The organism is Fructilactobacillus sanfranciscensis DSM 20451, assembly GCF_001436035.1.
Taxonomy (GTDB): domain Bacteria; phylum Bacillota; class Bacilli; order Lactobacillales; family Lactobacillaceae; genus Fructilactobacillus; species Fructilactobacillus sanfranciscensis.
Map to the genome: position 1 here is coordinate 1 of NZ_AYYM01000003.1, position 22,539 is coordinate 22,539.

Sequence of the window (22,539 nt, forward strand, 5' to 3'; positions counted from 1 at the left end):
AGGAATCAGCTTACATCCAAAAAAGAGAAACGAAGATAAATAATAAATATTTTTTATAAATTAGTCTAAAAAAGCGATTGAATTCTATCTGAGTTAAATCGCTTTTTGTAATCTATCTTGACTTTTGCACCTTTTAAAAGTAAGATTATGAGAAAAGAACTGATGGTTTTAAGTGCATCCCGTGAGATGTCAAAATCATCTGATTAACACTACGCATATTGTCAATTTAAAGTTTCCAGTGAGGAACCAATTGAAAGCTAATAATGATAATCAATTGGGCTACTAACTCGGAAACTGGTTAGTAGCTTTTTATTTGTCTAAAATTTGGAGGATGGCATGAAAAAACGGTACTTAGTCTTAGAAGACGGAAATATTTATACTGGGGAAGCTTTCGGTGGCGACAAGGAAACAGTCGGTGAGTTAGTTTTCAGTACCGGAATGTCCGGGTATCAACAATCAATTTCAGACCAATCATACAATGGTGAAATTTTAATGTTTACCTATCCCTTGATTGGAAACTACGGGATTAATCGAGACAACCTAGAATCAGCAACACCTACTTGTAAAGGGGTAGTTGTCAGTGAAATTGCACGTCGAACTGCTAACTGGCGAATGAGTATGACCCTTCCAGAATATTTAAAACAAGAAAACATTCCTGGAATTAGTGGAATTGATACTCGTGCAATCACAAAACACATTCGTGAACATGGAGCAATGAAGGCTGCCATTTTAAATCACATTGATGATGATAGTGTTGCTAAATTAAAAGCGACTGAATTAAGTCATAATGAAATTCCAGAAAGTGCCACTAGTAATGCATATCCTGCTCCTGCAATGGGACGTCGGGTAGTCGTAATTGATTTTGGTCTTAAATATTCAATCTTACGTGAATTAGCCAAACGTGATTGTGATGTAGTCGTGCTTCCTCCAACTGCGACAATTCAAGACATCGAAAACTTTAATCCAGATGGGGTCATGCTTACAAATGGACCTGGAGATCCAACTGACGTGCCAGAATCAACGCTTGAAATGATTCGACAAGCTGAACAAAAATATCCTTTATTTGGAATTTGTATGGGTAACCAATTGTTTGCCCTTGCTAATGGTGCTAAAACTAAAAAAATGAAATTTGGTCATCGTGGGTTTAATCATCCCGTCCGTAACCTAGAAACTGGACGAATTGATTTTACTTCACAAAATCATGGTTATATGGTTGACCGTGACTCAGTTAAAGGAACAGATTTAAAAGTCATTTTAGAAGAAATCAACGATGGAACAGTGGAAGGTCTACAACATACTAAGCTACCAGCTTTTTCTGCACAATTTCATCCAGATGCTGCTCCGGGACCACATGACGCTGATTATCTTTTTGATGTTTTCATGAAGATGATGGACGATAAGCAACTCGATTGGACAAGAAAGGTGAGCGAATAATGCCTAAAAGAACAGATGTTAAAAAAATTATGGTAATTGGTTCTGGTCCGATTATTATTGGCCAAGCCGCTGAATTTGATTATTCAGGAACCCAAGCCTGTCTTGCTTTAAAAGAACTTGGTTATGAAGTAGTGTTGGTAAACTCTAATCCAGCTACCATCATGACTGATAAAGAAGTTGCTGATAAAGTTTATATTGAACCATTGACCCTTGATTTTGTTTCTCAAGTTTTGAGAAAAGAACGCCCTGATGCCATTTTACCAACGCTTGGTGGCCAACAAGGTTTGAACATGGCCAAAGAATTATCTGATTCAGGAATTCTTGATGAAATGAAAATCAAATTATTAGGAACTGATTTGAAGGCCATTAACGAAGCCGAAGATCGGGAACAATTCCGTCAATTAATGCGGGACTTAAAGCAACCTGTTCCCAAATCAGTAATTGCTAACACCGTTGATCAAGCGGTTGCTTTTGCTTCAAAACATGGTTATCCAGTGATTGTTCGTCCAGCCTTTACGATGGGTGGAACAGGTGGTGGAATTGCTGATAATGAAGCACAACTCCGTGAAATTGCTGACAATGGTTTATATCTCTCACCAGTAACTCAAGTATTAATTGAACAAAGTATCGCTGGTTACAAAGAAATTGAATTTGAAGTAATGCGAGATGCCGCTGATAATGCAATGGTGGTTTGTAACATGGAAAACTTCGATCCCGTTGGTATTCATACAGGAGATTCAATTGTTTTTGCTCCAATTCAAACTCTTTCTGATGATGAAGTGCAAATGTTACGTGATGCTGCTTTGAAAATTATTCGTGCCCTTAAAATTGAAGGGGGCTGTAACGTTCAATTAGCTTTAGATCCCAATAGTATGAATTACTATGTGATTGAAGTTAATCCACGAGTTAGTCGTTCAAGTGCTTTAGCATCAAAAGCAACTGGTTATCCGATTGCTCGAGTAGCTGCTAAAATCGCAGTTGGTTTAAACTTAGATGAAATTATGAATCCAGTTACGGGAACCACTTATGCAGAATTTGAACCTGCTTTAGATTATGTCGTATGTAAAATTCCTCGTTGGCCATTTGATAAGTTCACAAAGGCTGACAGAACTTTAGGAACACAAATGAAGGCCACTGGTGAAGCAATGGCGATTGACCGAAACATTGAAGGTTCAATTCTAAAAGCCGTGCGTTCATTAGATATTGATTTAACTGACATGGATGATCCTGAATTAGCTAACTTAAGTGATGAGGAATTAGATTGTGGCATTGTGAAGGCTCAAGATGACCGTTTATTCTATCTCTATGAAGCAATCAAACGGGGTTATTCAATTGAAAAATTAGCGGAAATGACTAAGATTCATATTTTCTTCCTTGATAAATTACTTCATATTTATGAAATAGCAGAGGCTTTACGGGAAGGGATTAACGATGTTGATCTTTTACGGATTGCCAAACGAAACGGTTTTTCGGACGAAAACATTGCTAAATTATGGAATCAAACCGCAGATGAAGTTCGTGATTTGCGAGTTAAAAACGACATTATTCCAGTTTACAAAATGGTTGATACTTGTGCTGGTGAATTTGAATCAGAAACACCATACTTTTACAGTACTTACGAATTAGAAAATGAAAGTGTGAAGACAGATCAAGAATCAGTTTTAGTCTTGGGTTCAGGTCCAATTAGAATTGGACAAGGGGTCGAATTTGATTACGCTACCGTTCATTCAGTGGAAGCCATCAAAAAGGCCGGTTACGAATCTATTATTATGAATAATAATCCAGAAACGGTTTCGACTGATTCTTCGATCTCAGACAAACTTTATTTCGAACCACTTACAGTGGAAGAAGTTATGAATGTGATTGATTTAGAAAAACCTAAGGGAGTTGTCGTTCAATTCGGGGGACAAACTGCCATTAACTTAGCTGAACCACTTGCCAAACGCGGTGTTAAAATTCTAGGAACTTCAGTGGCTGATTTAAATCGGGCAGAAGATCGGGATGAATTTGATAAAGTTATCAAAAAACTTGGAATTCCACAACCAACTGGGGGAATTGCTAGTACTGTTGCCGAAGCCATTAAATGTGCGGATGAAATTGGTTATCCAATTGTTGTTCGTCCTAGTTATGTGCTTGGTGGACGGGCGATGGAAATCGTTAACAAACGTGCCGACATGGAAAACTACATGCGGAATGCCGTAAAAGTTTCTAACGATCATCCGGTCTTAATTGATCAATATTTAACTGGTAAAGAATGTGAAGTTGATGCCATTAGTGATGGAAAAGACGTTTTGATTCCTGGAATTATGGAACATATCGAAAGAGCTGGTGTCCATTCTGGAGATTCAATGGCTGTTTACCCAGCGCAAACTCTTTCCCAAAAGGTTAAAGATCAAATTATTAAGTATACAAAAGAATTATCTCTTGAACTGGGTTGTATCGGTTTAATGAATATTCAATTTATTGTGCATAATGAAGAAGTTTATGTAATCGAAGTTAACCCCCGTGCTAGTCGGACCGTTCCGTTCTTGAGTAAAGTAACCGGAATTTCAATGGCGCAAGTAGCAACTAACATTATTTTGGGTCAATCCTTAGCAAAACAAGGTTACAAATCAGGTCTTGCACCAGAAAGTAAATTAATCCATGTGAAAGCACCAGTCTTCTCATTTTCAAAATTAAATGATGTTGACAGCTTATTGGGACCCGAAATGAAATCAACGGGGGAAGTGATGGGTTCTGATGTTACTTTGTCTAAGGCACTTTACAAATCCTTTGAAGCCGCAAAACTTCATGTCCCAGATCACGGTAAAATCTTGTTTACTGTTAAAGATGGCGATAAAGCAGAAACGGATGCTCTAGCAAAACGTTTTTGGGATTTAGGTTACCAAATTTTAGCCACTGAAGGAACTGCCAAAGCCCTTGAAAAGGCTGGTGTTCCCGTAACTACAGTTGGTAAGCTGGGCGAAGAAGATAGTTTATTAAAACAAATGATGGATTAGAAGATTCAAATGGTGGTAAATACTATTTCGAACGAAAAGGAAAGTGAAGATGATGGTGCTCGCATTCGGAGTGCTGCTATTTCTCACGATATTCCATTATTTACCTCTTTAGATACAGTGGAAGCAATCTTACAAGTTTTAGAATCACAATCATTTACAACGCAAAGTTTATAATTTAAGTAAAAAAAGACTACACTACCTGTTAGGTTAAATTAAGTAACATAGCAGATAATGTAGTTTTTTTTACCGAAGTTCAAAAGACTAAATAAAAATCGTATAATTAAAATAATTATAAAATATTATAAAAGTGGTGAAAAAATGAAAAATAATGTAACAATGCGTGATGTGGCTGAACTTTCATGAGTATCAAGTGCAACTGTTTCGAGATATCTAAATGGTAAAAATAAGCACCTATCGTTAAAAACAGCCGAAAAAGTTAAAGATGCGATTAAAAAATTAAAGTATACCCCTGATGAGGCAGCAAGAAATTTAGTAACAAAAAAAGTAATTTAATTGCTGTGTTAGTAGCTAACGTTAACGATTATTTTTCGACTGAAATATTTAAGGGAGTTAGTTCATCATTAAGAAAAAAAGGCTATACAGCAGTAATGCTTGACTCTAATAATGATTTAAAAAATGAATTGGAAATGCTTTTATCAATTAGTACACAGCATATTTTTGGTGGAATAATTTTGCAACCGTTAAATACTAACTTAAATCTTTTAGAAGAAAACTTATTCAACAATATTTCAACTGTAGTAGTTGATCGAGAGATTGAAAATGGTTTATGGTCGAGCGTTGTTACGGATAATTTTTATTGCCTTTGATGTACGTTCCTACACTACTTGCTGTTTCAACTGATATTACTCAGTCTTGGAACGTTTGGGGACTTGATTATATGAAAGTAGCACCACGTAGCTTACTTAAGTTTAGATAATGTATTATTAACTCCTCATATTGCTTCAAATACGGTTGAATGCATGAATCGGATGGCCTATGATGCCGCTAGTGAAATTGTTAGAGTTTCAGAAGGTGAACAACCTTTATGGAATGTTGCTAAATAAGAATATATAAAAAAAGCTAACCACAACAAATTTTGTGATTAGCTTTTTTCGTGATGTTATTTAACTTTTGCTAAGAAATGTTTCTTCTTTCCGCGACGTACAATTACGTATTTACCGTCAAAGTTGTCAGCAGGATTAATTTCAGTTTCGACATCAGTTACTTTAACTCCATTAACGGTGATAGCACCGTTAGTAACGTCTTCACGAGCTTGTCGTTTTGACTTGTCAACGCCTAGTTCCATGATTAAGTCAACGATGTTAATTGGAGTGTTACTAATTTCTGAAGTAGGAACCCCATTAAAGGCTTGCGCAACTTCAGCGGTTGAAAGTTTTTGGACATTACCTTTGAAGAGGATGGCAGAAATTCGTTCCGCATTTTCTACAGCTTCCTTACCGTGCACGAATTCAGTGACTTGTTCAGCTAGGACTTTTTGGGCTTCACGTTTCCAAGGCTCGGCCTTCACTTTTTCAGCTAAAGCATCGATTTGGTCTTTATCCAAGAAAGTAAAGTATTTCAAGTATTTGATAACGTCACGGTCATCTTGGTTAAACCAGAATTGGTAAAATTCGTAAGTAGATGTTTTTTCTGGATCAAGCCAGACAGCACCACCAGCTGTTTTACCGAATTTAGTTCCATCGGCTTTAACCATTAATGGAATCGTTAAACCAAATACTTTAGCATCAGGACCAGCTAAACGATGAATTAGATCAGTTCCAGCTGTAATGTTTCCCCATTGGTCAGAACCACCAATTTCTAGTTGTACGTGATGATTTTTGTATAGGTGGTAGAAATCAAAGGCTTGGAGAATTTGGTAAGTGAATTCTGTGAAAGAAATTCCTTGATCTAAACGACTAGCAACAACGTCTTTCGCTAACATGGTGTTAACGTTGAATAACTTTCCGTAGTCTCGCAAGAAATCAAGTAAACTAACGTCTTTAGTCCAATCGTAATTGTTAACGATGGTAATATCAGAGTTTCTACCAAAGAGTTTTTTCATCTGTTTGGTTAAAGCAACTTCATTATGATGAACTTGTTCCATGGTTTGAAGTTGACGTTCCGACTTTCGGCCACTAGGATCACCAATCGAACCAGTGGCACCACCGATTAAAATGTAAGGGTGATGACCGTAACGAGCAAATCGTTCCAAAATCATGAAGGGAATTAAATGACCGATGTGCATACTGTTACCAGTGGGATCAGTACCACAGTAAAGGGCAATTTTATGGTCAGCAATTTCTTTGGCTAAACCTTCAGCATCAGTTTCTTGATTAATGGCACCACGCCATTGTAAATCTTCTAAAATATCCATGTTATCCTCCAATTTGAGTGTAAAAAAATCCCTATAGCAACTGCTATAGGGACGCAAATTTGCGCGGTACCACCCACGTTTAGACCGAAGTCTACACTCATTAATATTTAATTTTTAAAGGTTAGGTAATTCATTTTATTTCCTGCATGGCTTGCAGCAACCGCCAATTCTCTGACATCACAGAAATAAAACTATTTAATACAGTAATCTTAACATAACACTTAAAATTCGACAATTTTAATCTAAATAATAAGTTTTAAGTTTATCAATATCTTCATCAGTTAAATCTAAACCATCATGTAAGAAATTCTGCATGTTACCATAATGTTTTGTGATTTCCTCTAAAGCAGCATCCAAGAAGACCATGTTAACGCTGTATAGGGTCTTTAAATTGTTAGCAGCGTGTTCAGAAAAACCAGCTGTTCGAACTTCTTGGACTTTTCGTCCAATCACATCTTTGACAACATCGTTGGTAAGAATATAGTCTTTACGGATGGTCTCCATATCGACACCTAATGCAGCTAAAATGAAAACAGCTGACATTCCGGTCCGATCTTTTCCAGCAGTACAATGGAAAAGGACTGATTGACCGTCAATTTTATTTTCTAATAAGACCATGAATAATTCATGGAATGCTTTACGACAAGGAGCTTGGGTAATCATTTGGCGATATACCTCTTCCATGTGTTGCATTCCATATTCGGGATGTTCTTCTACAAGTTGATGAAATTCTTCTGGGTCTTGGGAATTATCAGTTCGATCTTCGTTAAAGACGGGATCAAAAATATAGTGAAGTTTGCTACCATCAACAAGATCTTTAACATCTTTGACCTCTTGAGCAGAGCGAAGATCAACGTCATAACGGACTCCATAATCTTCTAAAAATTGAACTTCGCGATCATTAATGAAGCCTAAGCTACCAGAACGAAGTAACTTATGCCATTTAATGTGGTGACCGTCCATTGTTTGATAGCCACCTAATTCACGAACATTATCGGCATTATCAAGATTAATTACACGTTTGTTTTCCATTATTTCACGTCCTTTTATCTGTATTCAGTATGCCTATTATATCACTGTTTTAGACTCACTTTCATTTGCAAGCTATTTTTGTTTACAAAGCAGAACAATTGGACTAATCTATAAGGATAGAAAACAATTAAGGGGATACATAATTATGGAAATGTCTGAACGTCAAATGATTCAAGAAATTTTGAATACTGTCGATGTAATTTATAACTTTGAAAACGTTGATGAAGATACTAACGAATACACGATTTTAATTAATCGCCAAAATGGTGATGTTCGTGATCTTAACGTGATTAACGATGAAATGAAAAAATACTTTAAAGAAGCTGACTTTGACTACAAAGAAGAAGTTGAACCTGTAGAAGTTGATGCTGATATTCGTGTTCAAATTAAACGTTAATTAGTTAATCGGTAAAAGAGAAGTGACAAATGTCGCTTCTTTTTTGTTGCTAAACAGATCTGATGATTAAACAAATTAAAAGCAGAAAGGAGGGAAACTTGTGGAAGATGACGAAACTAAGTATGTACTAGCAATTGACCAAGGATCAACAAGTACTAGAGCCGTTTTTTATGATTATAGTGGTCGCAAGGTAATTGAAAGTACGAAACCATTGTCCCAAAAAAATGACAAAAATGGATGGGTGGAACAAGATCCTGATTTAATTTGGAGTTCTGTTTTATCAGCAATTTCTAGTGCCATGATTGACGCCCGAATTCATCCTGAAAAGATTAGAGCAATTGGAATTACTAACCAACGAGAAACAACCGTTGTATGGGACAAAAACACCGGTAAACCAATTTATAATGCGATTGGATGGCTTTCAAAACAAACTACTGGGATTGCTAAACAACTTCGTGAGGAAGGCTACAGTGATTTAATTCGGGAAAAAACGGGATTGGTGTTGAATGCATACTTTTCAGCCACCAAAGTTCGTTGGATTTTAGATCACGTTGAAGGAGCCCAAGAACGGGCTGAAAAAGGTGAATTACTGTTTGGAACGATTGACAGTTGGCTGGTATGGAAGTTATCAGATGGAAAATATCATATTACTGATTACAGTAATGCCAGCCGGACAATGCTTTATAACATTCACGAATTGAAATGGGATCGAGATATTTTAGATATTTTGCATATTCCAGTGCAAATGTTACCTGAGGTCCATGCTTCTGATGAGGTTTATGGAACAACCGAGAATTATCAATTTTATGGAGTTCAAGTGCCAATTGCAGGAATTGCTGGGGATCAACAAGCAGCATTGATTGGATCAATGGGGCTTGAACCAGGGATGGTAGAAAGTACCTATGGTGATGGTGCTTTTATCATGATGAACACTGGTACTAAACCAGAAATTTCAGATGAAAAATTATTAACAACGATTGCCTATGGAATGAATGGAAAAGTTTATTACGCATTAGAAGGATCGATTTTTACGGCTGGAAGTGCATTGAAGTGGCTTCGTGACAAATTAGGATTGATTAGTAGTATTCCTGGTTCACGAATTGCGGCAAAACGTTCAAATAATGATAATGAAGTCTATTTGGTACCTGCTTTTACAGGATTAGGTGCTCTATACTGGGATTCAAGCGTCCGGGGTGCAATCTTTGGAATTACTCGCGGAACAAATGATGATGATATCGTTAAGGCAACCCTCCAGTCGATTGCATATAGTACCAAAGATATTATTGATACGATGGAAGCAGATGCCAACATTAAAATTTCACAACTTGGAGCTGATGGTGGGGCTAGTCGGAATAGTTATTTGATGCAATTTCAAGCTGATATCTTAGATAAACCAGTTGAAAGAGCGGCGGATGAAGAAACGACGGCCTTTGGAGCAGCTGTTTTGGCTGGCTTGGCAACTGGATTCTGGAAAGATATTGATGAAGTAAAATCGATTCATGAACCTGGTAAGCTGTTCACCCCCGAAATTAGTTCTCAAGAAAGAGAAAAACTTTATCATGGTTGGAAACGAGCAGTCAAGGCAGCCCAGACTTTTAAACCAGAAATAAATTAAAGTTTTCGTTGAAACCGTTTTCATATAAAGTTTCAGTGCGTTACAATGAACGTGTAATTAAATTCGTAAAAACAGATAAATATTGGAGGATATAATAATGTTAGCTTTATTAATTGGGATTATTCCGATTCTTGGTTGGGGATTCTTTCCCACAGTTTCATCAAAAATTGGTGGTAAACCTTCAAACCAAATTCTAGGTGCAACAATAGGTGCCATAATTGTGGCATTTATTGTATTTCTCTTTACAGGATGCGGTTTCCCAATGGGTTGGAACTTAGTCTTCGGAATTCTTTCTGGTCTTGGTTGGGGATTCGGTCAAATCATGGCCTTTAAAGGATATTCATTAGTTGGTTCATCACGGGTTATGCCTATTACAACGGCATTTCAATTGATTGCAACTACTTCATGGGGTGCCTTTGCTTTAAGTAGTTGGCCTGGGATTATGCACAAAGTGATTGGAATTATTGCATTAGTAGTAATTATTCTTGGTGCTACTTTAACTACCTGGAGCTCAAACAAAGAAAATACTGACGTAGCTGCTTTAAGAAAAGCTACGATTTATCAATTAATTGGGGTAATAGGTTACTGGTTGTACTCAGCTGCACCACAAATTGAAAACCTAAACTGGGCACATAGTTTTATTCCTAGAACTGCTCCAATGAATGGTTTGGAAGCATTCTTACCACAAACTCTTGGAATGTTATTGATGGCTGTAATTTACAGTTTGATGAACCTTAAGTCAGAAAACGTCTTTAAAGAATCTGTTTCATATAAACAAATTGTTGCTGGTTTCTTCTTTGGAATTGCTGCGTTAGCTTACTTAGTAGCAGCTCAACCAGCTTTCTTAGGATTATCAACAGCCTTTGTATTTTCACAAGCTAGTGTTGTTCTTGCAACTCTTAGTGGAATTTACATGCTTCACCAAAAGAAAACAACCAAAGAAATGGTTGCAACGCTTATCGGTTTAGCTTTGATTATTCTTGCAGCAACAGTTACTGCATTCTTATAAAATTGAATAACAAAAAATCCTCTTCGTTAGAAGGGGATTTTTTATTTGCGTTTAACTTTGAAATAATGATTTTCAACTAGTAACTTGAGTGATTCTGGAGTGCCAGCTTTATAACCAATGTTTTGAAGATGTCTAAAATACATTAAGTTATAAATAAATCCCCAAATAACCTGAAATAAAAAGCTAAGTGATTCGGAGGCTTGATCTAAACCAATCCCAGTTACAAAGGTAACCAACATTGAAAAAAATAGTTGGATTCCAATCATACAAGCTAAGTTGTACCAATCAGATCTTAAAAAAGCAGGTAAAACACCAAAAAATAGGGAAGTATATGAAAATCCGACTTTATTTACTTTTGTGTTTTCACCATTAGTAACGATTGCATAGTTGCTAGGTAGTAAAGAATAGAATGCTTTCTTTTCTTCTTCATCTTGATTATTTTCATCATTATTCCCATTGAAAAATGGATCCATAAAACAGATTCCTCCTATTTTTTAAGGGTAAATTTAACGACGATTTCGACGTGAGGGGTTTGTGGCATCATATCAATTGGTTGTAGATAATCAACGTTATATGATTTAGTTAATTGCACTAAATTTTGGGCTAAAGTTGATTGATTACATGATACGTACACAAACTTTTCTGGACGAGTTTGTAAAATAGTATCAATCAACGCCTGATCTAATCCAACTCGTGGTGGATCAACTACTAAAGCGGTTGGACGCCAACCAGCTGCCATCCATTGAGGAAGGACATCTTCGGCTTTACCGTAGAAATATTCTGCATTATCAATGTGATTGATTTTAGCATTTTCGTTAGCATCTTCAATTGCTTCTTTAACCGTATCCATTCCACGAACTTCGGCAACTTGATTAGCTAACGTTAGTCCAATGGTTCCAACTCCGGAATAAGCATCAACTAAATAATCACTTGCATCGAGGTTCAAGGCTTCACCAGCTAAGTGGTAAAGTTTGGGCGTCATGATTGAATTTAATTGTAAGAAAGCTCTAGGAGATAAGTCAAAAGCTAAGCCATCAATTTTTTCGGTAATGGTTTCACTACCAGCTAAATGAATGGTTTCATCGCCCCAGATAAGTGGAGTTTCTCCAGGATTAACGTTTTGCATGATTGAAGTAACTTCAGGGAGTTCTTCGGCAATCCGCATAATTAATTTTTGCTTTTTGATTAACTTGTTTGAATTGGTAATGAAAACTACTTGAACGTCATTTGTGTTTAAAGCAGCACGCACGACAATGGTTTTTAAAATTCCAGAATTAGTCTTTTCATCATAAGTGGGAATCTCAAAATCTTCGACCATGTTAACTACAGCTCTCATGACCTTCATAGTTAATGGGTATTGAACAGAACAAGTTGGCATATTCACAACTTCATGAGTACCTTCTTTGTATAATCCGGCAATCACATAGCCATCAGCATTCGTCCGAACTTGGAACGCCGCTTTATTCCGATATTCATAGGGATTTTCCATCCCGATTGTGGGACGAACATCATACTTTTCAAAACCACGAGGGTGATAGCGACTAAGGGCCTGTTTAACCAAGTCTCTTTTGAATTTTAATTGTTGACTGTATTCTAAATCTTCGAGTTCAAAGCCACCGACTTCACTAGCGTAGGCATCTCGAGGTTCAATTCGGAATTGACTCTTTTTATCGATTTGAACGACTTCACCACGTAAAAATTTAGGCTGAATGTCAGTAATATCAGCTTGAACAACTTCAGTAGGAAGTGCACCTGGAATGAAGATTAACTTGCGACGGTAATATCCGACTCCTTCACCGTTAATTCCAAGCCGTTTGATGGTCACGGTTACCCGTTGACCTAATTTAACTTGTACTCCCGGATTGCTAGGACGACGATTATTAAAGTTGTTTCTTTTGGGCCGATAATTGTTATTTTCGTTTTTCATTTGTGCTCCTTTTGTTTGAATCAATTACTCTAATTATAGCATGATAACGGTAAACATCATTAATTGGCATTTTTCTTGATTATAAATATAGCGTATAATTAGATTGTACATAGAGAATAGGAGAAAATACATGGGACAGTTAGAGACTAAAAAGCTTTGTTATGATGTTGGCCAAACTAAAATCATCAAAGACATTAATTTTTCAGTTGACAAGGCTGATATTGTTACAATTACCGGACCTTCAGGAAGTGGTAAATCAACATTTGCCAAATTACTAGCTTCATTATTGACCCCAACTTCTGGTGCAGTCTATTTTGAAGGCAAGAATATTAAGGAATATGATTCGGTTTCGTATCGCCGTCAAGTTTCTTATGCTGTGCAACAGCCCACTTTATTTGGAGATACTGTTCGAGAAAATTTGGAATTTCCGTATATGATTTGCAAAAAATCGTTTGATGAACAACATGCGATTAAAGCACTTCAAACGGTTGACTTAGGTGCCGGTGATTTAGATCGACAAGTGACTAGTTTATCTGGTGGGGAAAAACAACGAATTGCGTTGTTACGCAATGTGATGTTTGTGCCAAAAGTCCTCATCTTAGATGAGGTTACCACTGGATTGGACAATGCTAGTAAAGATAGTGTCCATAAAATGATTGATTATTTTAACACCAAGCACCAAGTGACTGTCATTATGATTACTCATGATGATGAAGAAATTAAATTAGCAAAACATCTTTATGATATTACCGATGGAGAAATGAAAGAGGTGCGTGGCGATGCATAATTTAATTGTTTCGAATACAGCGTTGGCCCTAACTGGAGTTTTTGTACTATTTGCTTTATGGATTGGATATAAGCAAGATTTAGGGATCGCCAAGTCTTTAATTGTTGCGACAATCCGTTGTGTGGTTCAGTTATTTATCGTAGGATACGTACTAAAATACGTTTTTAAAATTGATAATTGGTTATTAACGATTTGTTTGATTCTCATTATTATCTTTAATGGAGCCTATAATGCTAAAGGCAGAAGTAATGGATTAAAGGATTCTTTCAAAATCTCGTTAACGGCCATTGTGACGAGTACGATTGTTATTTTATTAGTTCTAGTTCTTGATGGATCAGTTAAATTTATTCCTTCACAGATTATTCCATTAACAGGAATGATTGTTAGTAATTCGATGGTGGCTATGGGACTTTGTTTTCGGACGATGAGCTCGATGTTTAAAGATCGGCGTTCACAAGTTATGGAAATGCTTGCTTTAGGTGCAACTCCCATGATGGCTAGTAAAAATATTATTCGTGATTCTATCAAAACTGGGTTACAACCAACGATTGATACCGCTAAAACGGTTGGGTTAGTTGCGTTACCAGGAATGATGTCAGGAATGATTTTTGCTGGTGCCGACCCAGTCTTAGCCATTAAATATCAAATCATGGTCACGTTTATGCTACTCGGAATTACTTCCATTAGTTCAATTATTGGTTGTTACATGGGTTATAAGAGTTTCTTTAATCGTTATGCTCAATTAATTAAATAAGTAAAAAGACGTCATTTAGGCTTTTACCTAAAGACGTCTTTATTTTATTTCTGTTATTTATTAAAATCGATAATTAATTTGCCAACGGCATGATGGCTTTGACTTGTTTCAATTGCCTTACGGATTCCTTCAACTGAGAAGGGGAAGGTTTGACTGATGATTACCTTTACTTTACCTTTACCAATCAAATCAACGATTGGTTGTAAATCGAGATGGTTAAAGTCGGCACTCTCGTCAATCACCCGAATGTGCTTTTTGACTGCTAATTCATCAGCTTTAGCACCTAATGTAGAAACTAACAATCCTTCCGGTTTAAGAACAGCAAAATCATCTGCGACGCTTTCACCACCAATGGTATCAAAGACCACTTCTATGTCCTGTAAGACATCTTTAATGTTAGTGGTGTGATAATCAATGACTTGGTCAGCACCTAATGAGATTAGTAAATCTTTATTTTTGGCACTAGCAGTGGTGTAGACAGTTGCCCCAATTTGATGAAGTAATTGAATTCCAAATGTTCCAAGTCCACCAGCTCCACCTTGGATTAAAACTTTTTGACCGGGAATAATGTGGGCGTGGTTAAAAATTCCTTGCCAAATGGTCATGGATGCTTCAGGAATTCCAGCTCCAGTGACAAAGTCGACATTATCAGGTAAAAGAGCTAAGCGGTTTGGTTTGGCAGCGATGTATTGAGCGGATGCACCAGTTAAAGTAAAACCAGTTACGCGGTCTCCAACTTTAAAAGATTGGACATTTTTTCCAATCTTAGTGATTACACCAGCAAAGTCAGAGTTAGTAATGATTGGGAAGGTTAATTTTAACCAACTTTGAACCATTCCTTTGGCGATTTTCCAATCAAATGGATTAATTCCTTCAGCCTTAGTTTCCACTAAAACTTCGTCATCATTAATTTGAGGCTTCTCAACCTCTAATTCAGTAATATTTTCAGGACCACCGTATGATTTAATTCCAAATGCTTTCATAATTGATCCTTTTAAATTCCTATTAAAATACCATTCTTACCAAGTCAAGCATAGGTCTTTAATCTCAGTCTTTACAATAATATGACTTGAATAATTCCAAGCAAAAAATCCCTACCAAGTGTTGGTAGAGATTTTTAACTGTTTTTTATGTTGTTATTTATTTAAAACTGAATGTTTTCGGCCGTAAACAAAGTAGAAAATCATTCCGATGATCAACCAAACTATGAACCGCAACCATGTTTCCCAATTTAATCCAGCAATTAGAACGAAACAGAATATGATGGCCATGATTGGTGTGAATGGTACAAGAGGAGTTTTGAAACCTCTTTTTGCTTTTGGTTGGGTGTATCTCATTACTAAGATTCCAGCTGAAACGAGAATAAAGGCTGATAAAGTACCAATATTTACTAGTTCTGCTAAGATGTTCAAGTTAATGAAACCACCAGCTAAAGCAGTTACAATTCCAAAGAACCAAGTTACCACAAATGGAGTTTTTCTTTTAGCATCGACTTTACTAAATACTTTAGGGAAGAGTCCATCACGAGCCATTGAGTAACTGATTCTTGATTGACCATAAAGTATTACCAATAGAACGGTTGTCATTCCTAAGATAGCTCCTAGACTAACAATCATTGAAAGCCAGCTTTGACCAGTTTTTACTAAAACAGCTAAGATTGGTGCGTTAAGTTATTTGCTGTAAACTGTGTATTTAACTACTCCTGTCATGATAAGGGTCATCATGATGTAAAGAATTGTAGAAATTAATAATGATAAAAGAATTCCACGGGGGAGAGTTTTACTAGGGTTGATTGTTTCTTCAGCACTTGATGATACAGCCTCGAAACCGATGAATGAGAAGAAAACGATTGAAGCAGCGGGAATGGATTCCAGCTGCAGTACCGTCATGAACAGAGTACAAACCGTAAGGAACAAAGGGGTGCAAGTTAGCTGTTTTGATAAACCAAACAGTACAAACAATAAATAGGATAACTACAGCTAATTTAATAAGTACCATAATGTCATTAACCCGTTTAGTTTGGTTGATTCCCATTGAAAGAATCCACGTGATAAGGATAATAATCAAGAAAGCAGGGAGGTTAAAAATGGTGTGCACTCCCGGAGTAGTTCCAGCAGCTGCAGTTAAGGCTGTTGGAATATGAAGCCCAAAGTTATCGAGTAGGTTCACTAGATAACCCGACCAACCTATTGAAACGGTAGCAGCTCCCAGAGCATATTCCAAAATCAAGTCCCATCCAATGATAAAAGCAGTAATTTCGCCAAAAGCAAATGAGTATGTGTAAGCCGATCCTGAAATTGGAGCCATTGAAGCGAATTTAGCGTAACAAAGTCCAGCAAATCCACAACAGATAGCAGCTAACAGAAACGAAAGAGCTAGTCCTGGTCCAGCAACTAATGCTCCTTTACCAGTTAGCACAAAAATCCCAGTTCCAATAATGGCCCCAATTCCTAAAAAGGTAAGATCCCAAGTTTTTAGAGTTCTTGCTAAGGGAGTTTTTTGTTCTAACAAACCAGTGATGTCTTTTTTTTCTAAATAAAGATTTCATTTTTATTCCTCCTTGTTTGTTAAAATTCTAATTTTTAAGAATATACCACATAAATTAAAAATGTGTCAATGAAATTTAAACGTTTGTTCACGTTGCGAAAACGGACATGTCAAATACTGAAAAATAAAAGATTATATAGAATAAAAAAACGCGTAATCCGAAGATTACGCGTTTTAAAATACTTAATATTTTATTTTTTAATTCTTTTTATTGATATCATCATCAATATCAGTAGCTACAATTGATTCCTCTAGTTCAGGGTCAATATCAACTGCTTGATGCTTTAAGCTAGGAAAGACACGTTTGTCAGCCAAACCAGTGATATTACCTTGGAATAAGAATGCAAAGATGGTACCAATTCCGTAGTAAGTAAACTGATGAGTAATGGCAAAAGCAATTACTCCCATAATGGTAGGAGGAATGTATGAAGCCCACATTGCTTTTCCAGCAGCCCCTTTAAAGTACTTGAAACGCAAGATTTGCATCAAATCATCAGCAGGATGTAAAACAAGGTTAACTCGTTGATAAATTGAGATAGCAATCGCGATTAAAGAAACTCCAAAGAAGTTAATTAAGACATAAAGAATGATTAAGCCAATTGAATGTGCTTCTGGTAATTTGATGGTAGTGGTAAAGAGGGTGTAGAAAGTTTGAATCAACCATGAGAAAGGTACCATGAAGATTACGTTTCCTAATGCACGACCCCAATCCCAACGACCAACCAAAATGGCATTTAAGACGGTAATCACAATTCCTAGAATTAAGAAAGCCCAGAACAAGTTCCAATGGAAAGCAATTCCAAAGTTGGTTTCCGCAGCAGTCCAGTAGGCAGAACCTAAGAATGATGGGAAAACTTTGGCACTAGTAACTAAAGTTAATACGTTACCAAGTGAGTTAATTACTAAGGAAATTACAAAGTAAATAATTGAAGCTTTCATAGAGATTGTACGAGGGGTTTTTTTGTTTTTTTTAACAGCCATGTAAATTCTCCTCGTATTTAATTATTTAAGGTTTGGGTTAACTGCAACAACAGTCTTACCAGTCATAGGTGTAGTCTTGTTCAATACATCTTCAACTTGGTCTAAGCTAATTGTGTTAGCTTGGTATGGTTCAACTTCAACTGCACCAGTTTCAAGTAATGCAAGAGTGTCTTCGAATGAGTTAGGGTTAATCATTGAACCTTTAACAGTTAATTGTTTCTTGAAAATTTCGTAAGTGTTCATTGAGAAAGTTTGGCCTGGTTCACCAACACCGAACATGAATACTTGAGCACCATTGTTAGTGTGTTTAACGGCAGCTTCTTGAGTTTCAGGCTTACCAACGGCTTCGATTACGATATCGTAATCACCAGGAATTTCTTCTTTAGTTGTGTTAACAACGTGGGTTAATTTTAATTCTTTTTGTTCTTTAGCAAGAAGATCGTCATGACGACCAGTCATAGTGATGTTACGGATTCCGTAAGCTCTTAATAATTGAGCAAATAATTTAGCCATGAAACCATCACCAATGATTAAAGCACTCATATGTGGTTGGATGTTTTCCATGATGTGCATAGTGTGAACACCACATGAGATAGGTTCCATTGAACATGCAGCTTTAAGTGAAACTGCATCTGGAATGCGGTAAACAACAGTATCAGGAGCAGTGAAGTATTGTTCCAAACCACCATCACGAGTTACACCAACTGCAGAAAGGTTTTCACATTCTTCAAAAAGACCAGTGTGACAGTAGAAACAGTGACCACAGTAAATGTTAGGGTCAACGGAAACACGGTCTCCTTCTTTAAATTCAGTAACATTCTTACCAACAGCTTTAACAACACCAGAGTTTTCGTGTCCTAAAACAATTGGAGGAACAGCATCTGCTGAACCTGGAAGTCCATTAAAGAGGGCGTCATCAGTTCCACAAATACCAGCGTAAGCAGTTTCAATTAATACTTCGTTGTCTTTTGGAGTTGGAATGTCACGTTCTTCCATTTTCATTTCTTGTTTGCCAGTCATTACTAAAGCTTTCATTTTTTCAGCCATAATAGATCTCCTCTTAAATATAATTTATATAGTTACATTTATGAGCAAGCCTAACAAAATTGCTAATTTGTGTATTGAACGATAAAATTCTGTTTTGCTTGCCCTTTGCTCTTACAAGAGTAAGAGATTTCCTTACTGATTGCAAGGTGTTTTACTGATTAATTTTTATTTCACAAACTTTAAATGCAAAGGTTATAGGGCCAAAGCCTATCATGACAACCAAAAAATCAATTATGTTTTTTCAAAGCTTCGTTTAATATTTCACAAAGTTTTTTAAAATAAGAAAACGCTTACATTGATTAGAAAGTGCGTTATAATTAAGGTGGAAAAGAGGAGGCTACAAAGATGAAAAAAATTATTGTCGTCGGTTCGACTAATGTAGATAAAGTTCTAAATGTTGAAAAATATGCCCTTCCAGGTGAAACTTTGGCTATTAATACTTACCAACAATCACATGGTGGTGGTAAAGGTGCTAACCAAGCTATTGCAGCTGCTCGTTCTGGAGCAGACACTACATTTATTACTAAACTAGGTAATGATGAAGATGCGAAAATGATGGTTAAGGGTTTTAAAGCAGACGGAATGAATATTGACGATGTGATTACAACCACCGATCAAGAAACCGGAAAAGCTTACATCACTGTTGATAAATCAGGTCAAAATTCGATTTATGTCTATGGTGGTGCAAATATGGCCATGACTCCTACTGATGTTGACGCCCACAAATCGGCAATTATTAATGCTGATCGTGTAATTGCTCAATTGGAAATTCCTGTTCCAGCAGTTATTGAGGCCTTTAAGATTGCGAAAGAACATGGCGTACAGACGATTTTGAACCCAGCTCCTGCTAAGGAACTTCCAGAAGAATTACTAAAATTAACAGATATTATTACTCCTAATGAATCAGAAGCAGCAACCTTAACTGGAATTGAAGTTAAAGATGAAACATCGATGTTAGCCAATGCAAAATTCTTCTTTGAAAGAGGAATTAAGATGGTTATAATCACCGTTGGTGGGCGTGGCTCGTTTTTTGCTACCCCAGATGACCATGCTTTAATTCCACCATTTCCAGCAAAGGTAGTTGATACTACTGCAGCCGGAGATACCTTTATTGGTTCTCTTGCATCACAACTAGAAATTGATTTGTCAAATATTCGAAAAGCAATGCTTTATGCTAGTCATGCTTCATCATTAACTATTCAAGTTGCAGGTGCACAGAATTCAATTCCAACCAGAGAAGCAATTTTGAATGTCATTAATCAAGATCAGATGACTAAAACAGAAATTGAAAAACAAAAAGCTCAAGCTGCAGCCTATGCTGCTAAACTTGTTCCTGACCATATTGTATTGGGATTGGGATCAGGAACAACAGCTGCTTACTTTGTTAAAGCCATTAATCAACGAATCAATGATGAGCATTTAGATATTCAATGTGTTGCAACTTCAGTGGGGACAGAAAAATTAGCTGAAAAGTTGGGCATGCGGATGTTAGATGTTAACACTATTGATCAAGTAGATTTAACGGTTGATGGTGCGGATGTTGTTGATCATCAACTTAACGGAATTAAAGGTGGTGGTGCAGCACTACTATTTGAAAAACTTGTTGCTGATATGTCTAAGCAAAATATCTGGATTGTTGATCAGAGTAAATACACCGATTCTTTAGCTGGGCATATTTTAACAATTGAAGTAATTCCTTTTGGTGGAATGGGAGTCTTTCGTTATTTGAAGGAAAATGGATATCAACCAGAATTTCGCTTTAAAGATAACGGTGATATATTGGAAACTGATTCAGGTAATTATTTAATTAACATTATCATTCCAAAAGATGCTGACTTAGAAAAATTATCCATTGATTTGAAGAAGCAAACTGGAGTAGTAGAACACGGGTTGTTCTTAAATGTTTGTGACGAATTAATTATTGGTGGAGATCAAATTAAAACAATTAAGCGTTCAGATCTATCTTAAATAAAATAGTCTAATTTGTGTTAAATTAGAGTGTTAAATTAGAGATGAACAAAGTAAAAGAAAACGTTGGAGGTATACATTATGAAAGAAGTTTCAATTAACAAAATTATTGTGGGATTAATTGCTTATCGAATTGATGATTCACAAGTTATTTACAATGATGGTCAAGGTGTACTTAAATCTGATGATGATATTCTTGATGGTTACATTCGTGATAGCAAAATCATTACAGTCGTAACCCCTTCAGGTAAAGAAGTTAGACTTGAATACAAAGTAGATGTTCCTAACAAACGCGTTTTAATTAATAATTCAGCTGCTGAATTAGCTTAATTAATTTCAAGTAAAAGTTCGATTTTCTTTGGAAAATTGGGCTTTTTTGTTTGATGTCACGATTTATAACACTAAACCTATTCAAGCTAAAAATAAACAGATATACTTGCAACATTAATTGATTAGGGGGAATTTATTTCATGGCAACTAACATTGTGTTTATCTTTGTTTGTTCAGTATTAGTATTTTTTATGACACCAGGATTATCTTTTTTTTATGGGGGAATGGTTCCTAAGAAACAAGTTAACAATACATTGATGTCAGTTTTCATCATGTGTAGTATTCCTGTTCTATTATGGGTAATTTGTGGTTACTCACTTTCATTTTCTGGGAACAACTGGAACTTGATTGGCGATTTACATAATTTCATGTTACATAACGTTAAAATGGGTGCTGTTTCAGCATTAACGGATGGCAAATTAAATAATGTAACGTTCATTATTTTTCAAATGATGTTTGCTGTGATTACACCAGCTTTGTTTGTAGGTGCAATTGTAGGACGGATGGACTTTAAATTTTTGATTTCATTTGTTGTTTTATGGTCAATATTTGTTTACTATCCAATGGTACATATGGTTTGGGGTGGAGGATTTCTTCAAGGATTAGGTGCGCTAGATTTTGCCGGTGGACTAGTTGTTCACATTAATGCTGGTGTTACGGCGTTAATCTTAGCATGGTTCTTGGGACCTCGTTTAGTTAAGCAAAATGCTAGTCCAGCTAACTTAAGTTGGGTAGTTTTAGGTACTTCAATGCTTTGGGTTGGCTGGTATGGATTCAATGCTGGTTCTGCATTGGGAATGAACACGATTGCCATGCAAGCAATGCTTACTACCACAGTTGCAACGGCGACTGCGATGTTAGTTTGGATCATTTTAGATGTTTTCTTTAAGAAAAATGCTTCATTATTAGGAATTTGTTCCGGGGCAGTCTGTGGGTTAGTTGCCATCACGCCAGCCTGTGGTTACGTAACAATCACTGGATCAATGGTAATTGGGTTAGTTGCTACTTTGGCAAGTTACTTATTCATTAATAAGGTTAAGCCAATCATTAAAATTGATGATACTTTGGACGCCTTTGGTTGTCATGGAATTGCTGGAATTGTTGGAAGTATTCTAACTGGATTATTTGCCAGTAAAGCAGTTAATCCAACGATTTCAGAAAGTGGTTTTTTTGAAGGTGGATCTTTACATCTACTTGGAATTCAATTAGGAGCAACCATTTTTACCGTGATTTTCACTGTTGTAATTGTTTCAATCGTGATTTTGGGACTTAAACAAATCATCAGAATGAGAATTTCAAAAGCTGAAGAAAAGCTTCGCGAATTAATGTAGGAGATAA

17 protein-coding genes and 4 pseudogenes are annotated in these 22,539 nt (G+C 36.3%); 13 read left to right on the top strand and 8 right to left on the bottom strand.

Going from position 1 to position 22,539, the window contains the following annotated elements; genetic code table 11:
* Positions 1 to 336: 336 nt before the first annotated feature.
* The 5 genes and pseudogenes from FD36_RS01575 to FD36_RS06855 all read left to right on the top strand — a co-directional run.
* Positions 337 to 1,434 (top strand): carbamoyl phosphate synthase small subunit, encoded by a 1,098-nt coding sequence (locus tag FD36_RS01575; RefSeq protein WP_056957669.1) that lies wholly within the window; start codon positions 337 to 339, stop codon positions 1,432 to 1,434.
* Positions 1,434 to 4,607, top strand: a pseudogene (carB, locus tag FD36_RS01580) (carbamoyl-phosphate synthase large subunit). The gene FD36_RS01575 and the pseudogene carB overlap by 1 nt, the downstream one beginning before the upstream one ends.
* 201 nt (positions 4,608 to 4,808) lie before the next feature.
* Positions 4,809 to 4,946: pseudogene (locus FD36_RS07030) on the top strand (LacI family DNA-binding transcriptional regulator); the annotation flags it as partial.
* Between the two features lie 5 nt (positions 4,947 to 4,951).
* A complete protein-coding gene (locus tag FD36_RS01585) occupies positions 4,952 to 5,260 on the top strand; it encodes a type 1 periplasmic-binding domain-containing protein (protein ID WP_056957670.1) in 309 nt (102 codons plus the stop codon).
* 93 nt (positions 5,261 to 5,353) lie between these two features.
* A pseudogene (locus FD36_RS06855) lies at positions 5,354 to 5,497 on the top strand (phosphoglycerate dehydrogenase); the annotation flags it as partial.
* A 56-nt stretch (positions 5,498 to 5,553) separates the two neighbouring features.
* On the opposite strand, the gene tyrS reads toward FD36_RS06855, so the two are convergent.
* Both tyrS and FD36_RS01595 read right to left on the bottom strand, forming a co-directional pair.
* Complete coding sequence (tyrS, locus tag FD36_RS01590; protein WP_056957671.1) at positions 5,554 to 6,807, bottom strand: tyrosine--tRNA ligase; 1,254 nt, start codon at positions 6,805 to 6,807, stop codon at positions 5,554 to 5,556.
* 237 nt (positions 6,808 to 7,044) lie between these two features.
* A complete protein-coding gene (locus tag FD36_RS01595; protein ID WP_056957672.1) occupies positions 7,045 to 7,839 on the bottom strand; it encodes a tyrosine-protein phosphatase in 795 nt (264 codons plus the stop codon).
* A gap of 145 nt (positions 7,840 to 7,984) precedes the next feature.
* On the opposite strand from FD36_RS01595, the gene FD36_RS01600 reads away from it, so the two are divergent.
* The 3 genes from FD36_RS01600 (at position 7,985) to rbsU (ending at position 10,860) form a co-directional block, all read left to right on the top strand.
* A complete protein-coding gene (locus FD36_RS01600) occupies positions 7,985 to 8,236 on the top strand; it encodes a hypothetical protein (RefSeq protein WP_082610573.1) in 252 nt (83 codons plus the stop codon).
* Positions 8,237 to 8,336: 100 nt separating this feature from the next.
* Complete coding sequence (gene glpK, locus FD36_RS01605) at positions 8,337 to 9,851, top strand: glycerol kinase GlpK (RefSeq protein ID WP_056957673.1); 1,515 nt, start codon at positions 8,337 to 8,339, stop codon at positions 9,849 to 9,851.
* A gap of 97 nt (positions 9,852 to 9,948) precedes the next feature.
* The gene (rbsU, locus tag FD36_RS01610) at positions 9,949 to 10,860 is read left to right on the top strand and encodes a ribose/proton symporter RbsU (RefSeq protein WP_103450350.1); all 912 of its coding nucleotides are present in this window, start codon (positions 9,949 to 9,951) and stop codon (positions 10,858 to 10,860) included.
* A gap of 41 nt (positions 10,861 to 10,901) precedes the next feature.
* Here rbsU and FD36_RS01615 read toward each other — a convergent pair whose 3' ends face one another.
* A complete protein-coding gene (locus tag FD36_RS01615; protein ID WP_056957674.1) occupies positions 10,902 to 11,333 on the bottom strand; it encodes a hypothetical protein in 432 nt (143 codons plus the stop codon).
* Between the two features lie 14 nt (positions 11,334 to 11,347).
* Complete coding sequence (rlmD, locus tag FD36_RS01620) at positions 11,348 to 12,787, bottom strand: 23S rRNA (uracil(1939)-C(5))-methyltransferase RlmD (RefSeq protein WP_056957675.1); 1,440 nt, start codon at positions 12,785 to 12,787, stop codon at positions 11,348 to 11,350.
* Positions 12,788 to 12,917: 130 nt separating this feature from the next.
* On the opposite strand from rlmD, the gene FD36_RS01625 reads away from it, so the two are divergent.
* Together FD36_RS01625 and FD36_RS01630 are read left to right on the top strand one after the other, a co-directional pair.
* Positions 12,918 to 13,574 carry an ABC transporter ATP-binding protein gene (locus FD36_RS01625; protein WP_056957676.1) on the top strand — a complete coding sequence of 219 codons (657 nt, stop codon included), beginning with the start codon at positions 12,918 to 12,920 and terminating at the stop codon, positions 13,572 to 13,574.
* Complete coding sequence (locus tag FD36_RS01630) at positions 13,567 to 14,328, top strand: ABC transporter permease (protein WP_014081595.1); 762 nt, start codon at positions 13,567 to 13,569, stop codon at positions 14,326 to 14,328. The genes FD36_RS01625 and FD36_RS01630 overlap by 8 nt, the downstream gene beginning before the upstream one ends.
* A gap of 53 nt (positions 14,329 to 14,381) precedes the next feature.
* Here the strand turns inward: FD36_RS01630 and FD36_RS01635 are convergent, their stop codons facing one another.
* The 4 genes and pseudogenes from FD36_RS01635 to FD36_RS01650 form a co-directional block, all read right to left on the bottom strand.
* On the bottom strand, positions 14,382 to 15,311 hold the full coding sequence (locus FD36_RS01635; RefSeq protein WP_056957677.1) for an NADP-dependent oxidoreductase: 930 nt from the start codon (positions 15,309 to 15,311) through the stop codon (positions 14,382 to 14,384).
* A gap of 153 nt (positions 15,312 to 15,464) precedes the next feature.
* Positions 15,465 to 16,848 (bottom strand): annotated as a pseudogene (locus tag FD36_RS01640) (APC family permease).
* 225 nt (positions 16,849 to 17,073) lie between these two features.
* On the bottom strand, positions 17,074 to 17,856 hold the full coding sequence (locus FD36_RS01645) for a DUF6198 family protein (protein ID WP_056957678.1): 783 nt from the start codon (positions 17,854 to 17,856) through the stop codon (positions 17,074 to 17,076).
* Between the two features lie 21 nt (positions 17,857 to 17,877).
* A complete protein-coding gene (locus tag FD36_RS01650; RefSeq protein WP_056957746.1) occupies positions 17,878 to 18,891 on the bottom strand; it encodes a zinc-dependent alcohol dehydrogenase family protein in 1,014 nt (337 codons plus the stop codon).
* 357 nt (positions 18,892 to 19,248) lie between these two features.
* On the opposite strand from FD36_RS01650, the gene rbsK reads away from it, so the two are divergent.
* From rbsK to FD36_RS01665, 3 genes are all read left to right on the top strand, one after another.
* A complete protein-coding gene (gene rbsK, locus FD36_RS06975) occupies positions 19,249 to 20,871 on the top strand; it encodes a ribokinase (protein ID WP_056957679.1) in 1,623 nt (540 codons plus the stop codon).
* A gap of 81 nt (positions 20,872 to 20,952) precedes the next feature.
* A complete protein-coding gene (locus FD36_RS01660; RefSeq protein WP_014081602.1) occupies positions 20,953 to 21,201 on the top strand; it encodes a hypothetical protein in 249 nt (82 codons plus the stop codon).
* Between the two features lie 140 nt (positions 21,202 to 21,341).
* Entirely contained in the window at positions 21,342 to 22,532 is a 1,191-nt protein-coding gene (locus tag FD36_RS01665; protein WP_056957680.1) for an ammonium transporter, read from the top strand.
* Positions 22,533 to 22,539 lie beyond the last annotated feature (7 nt).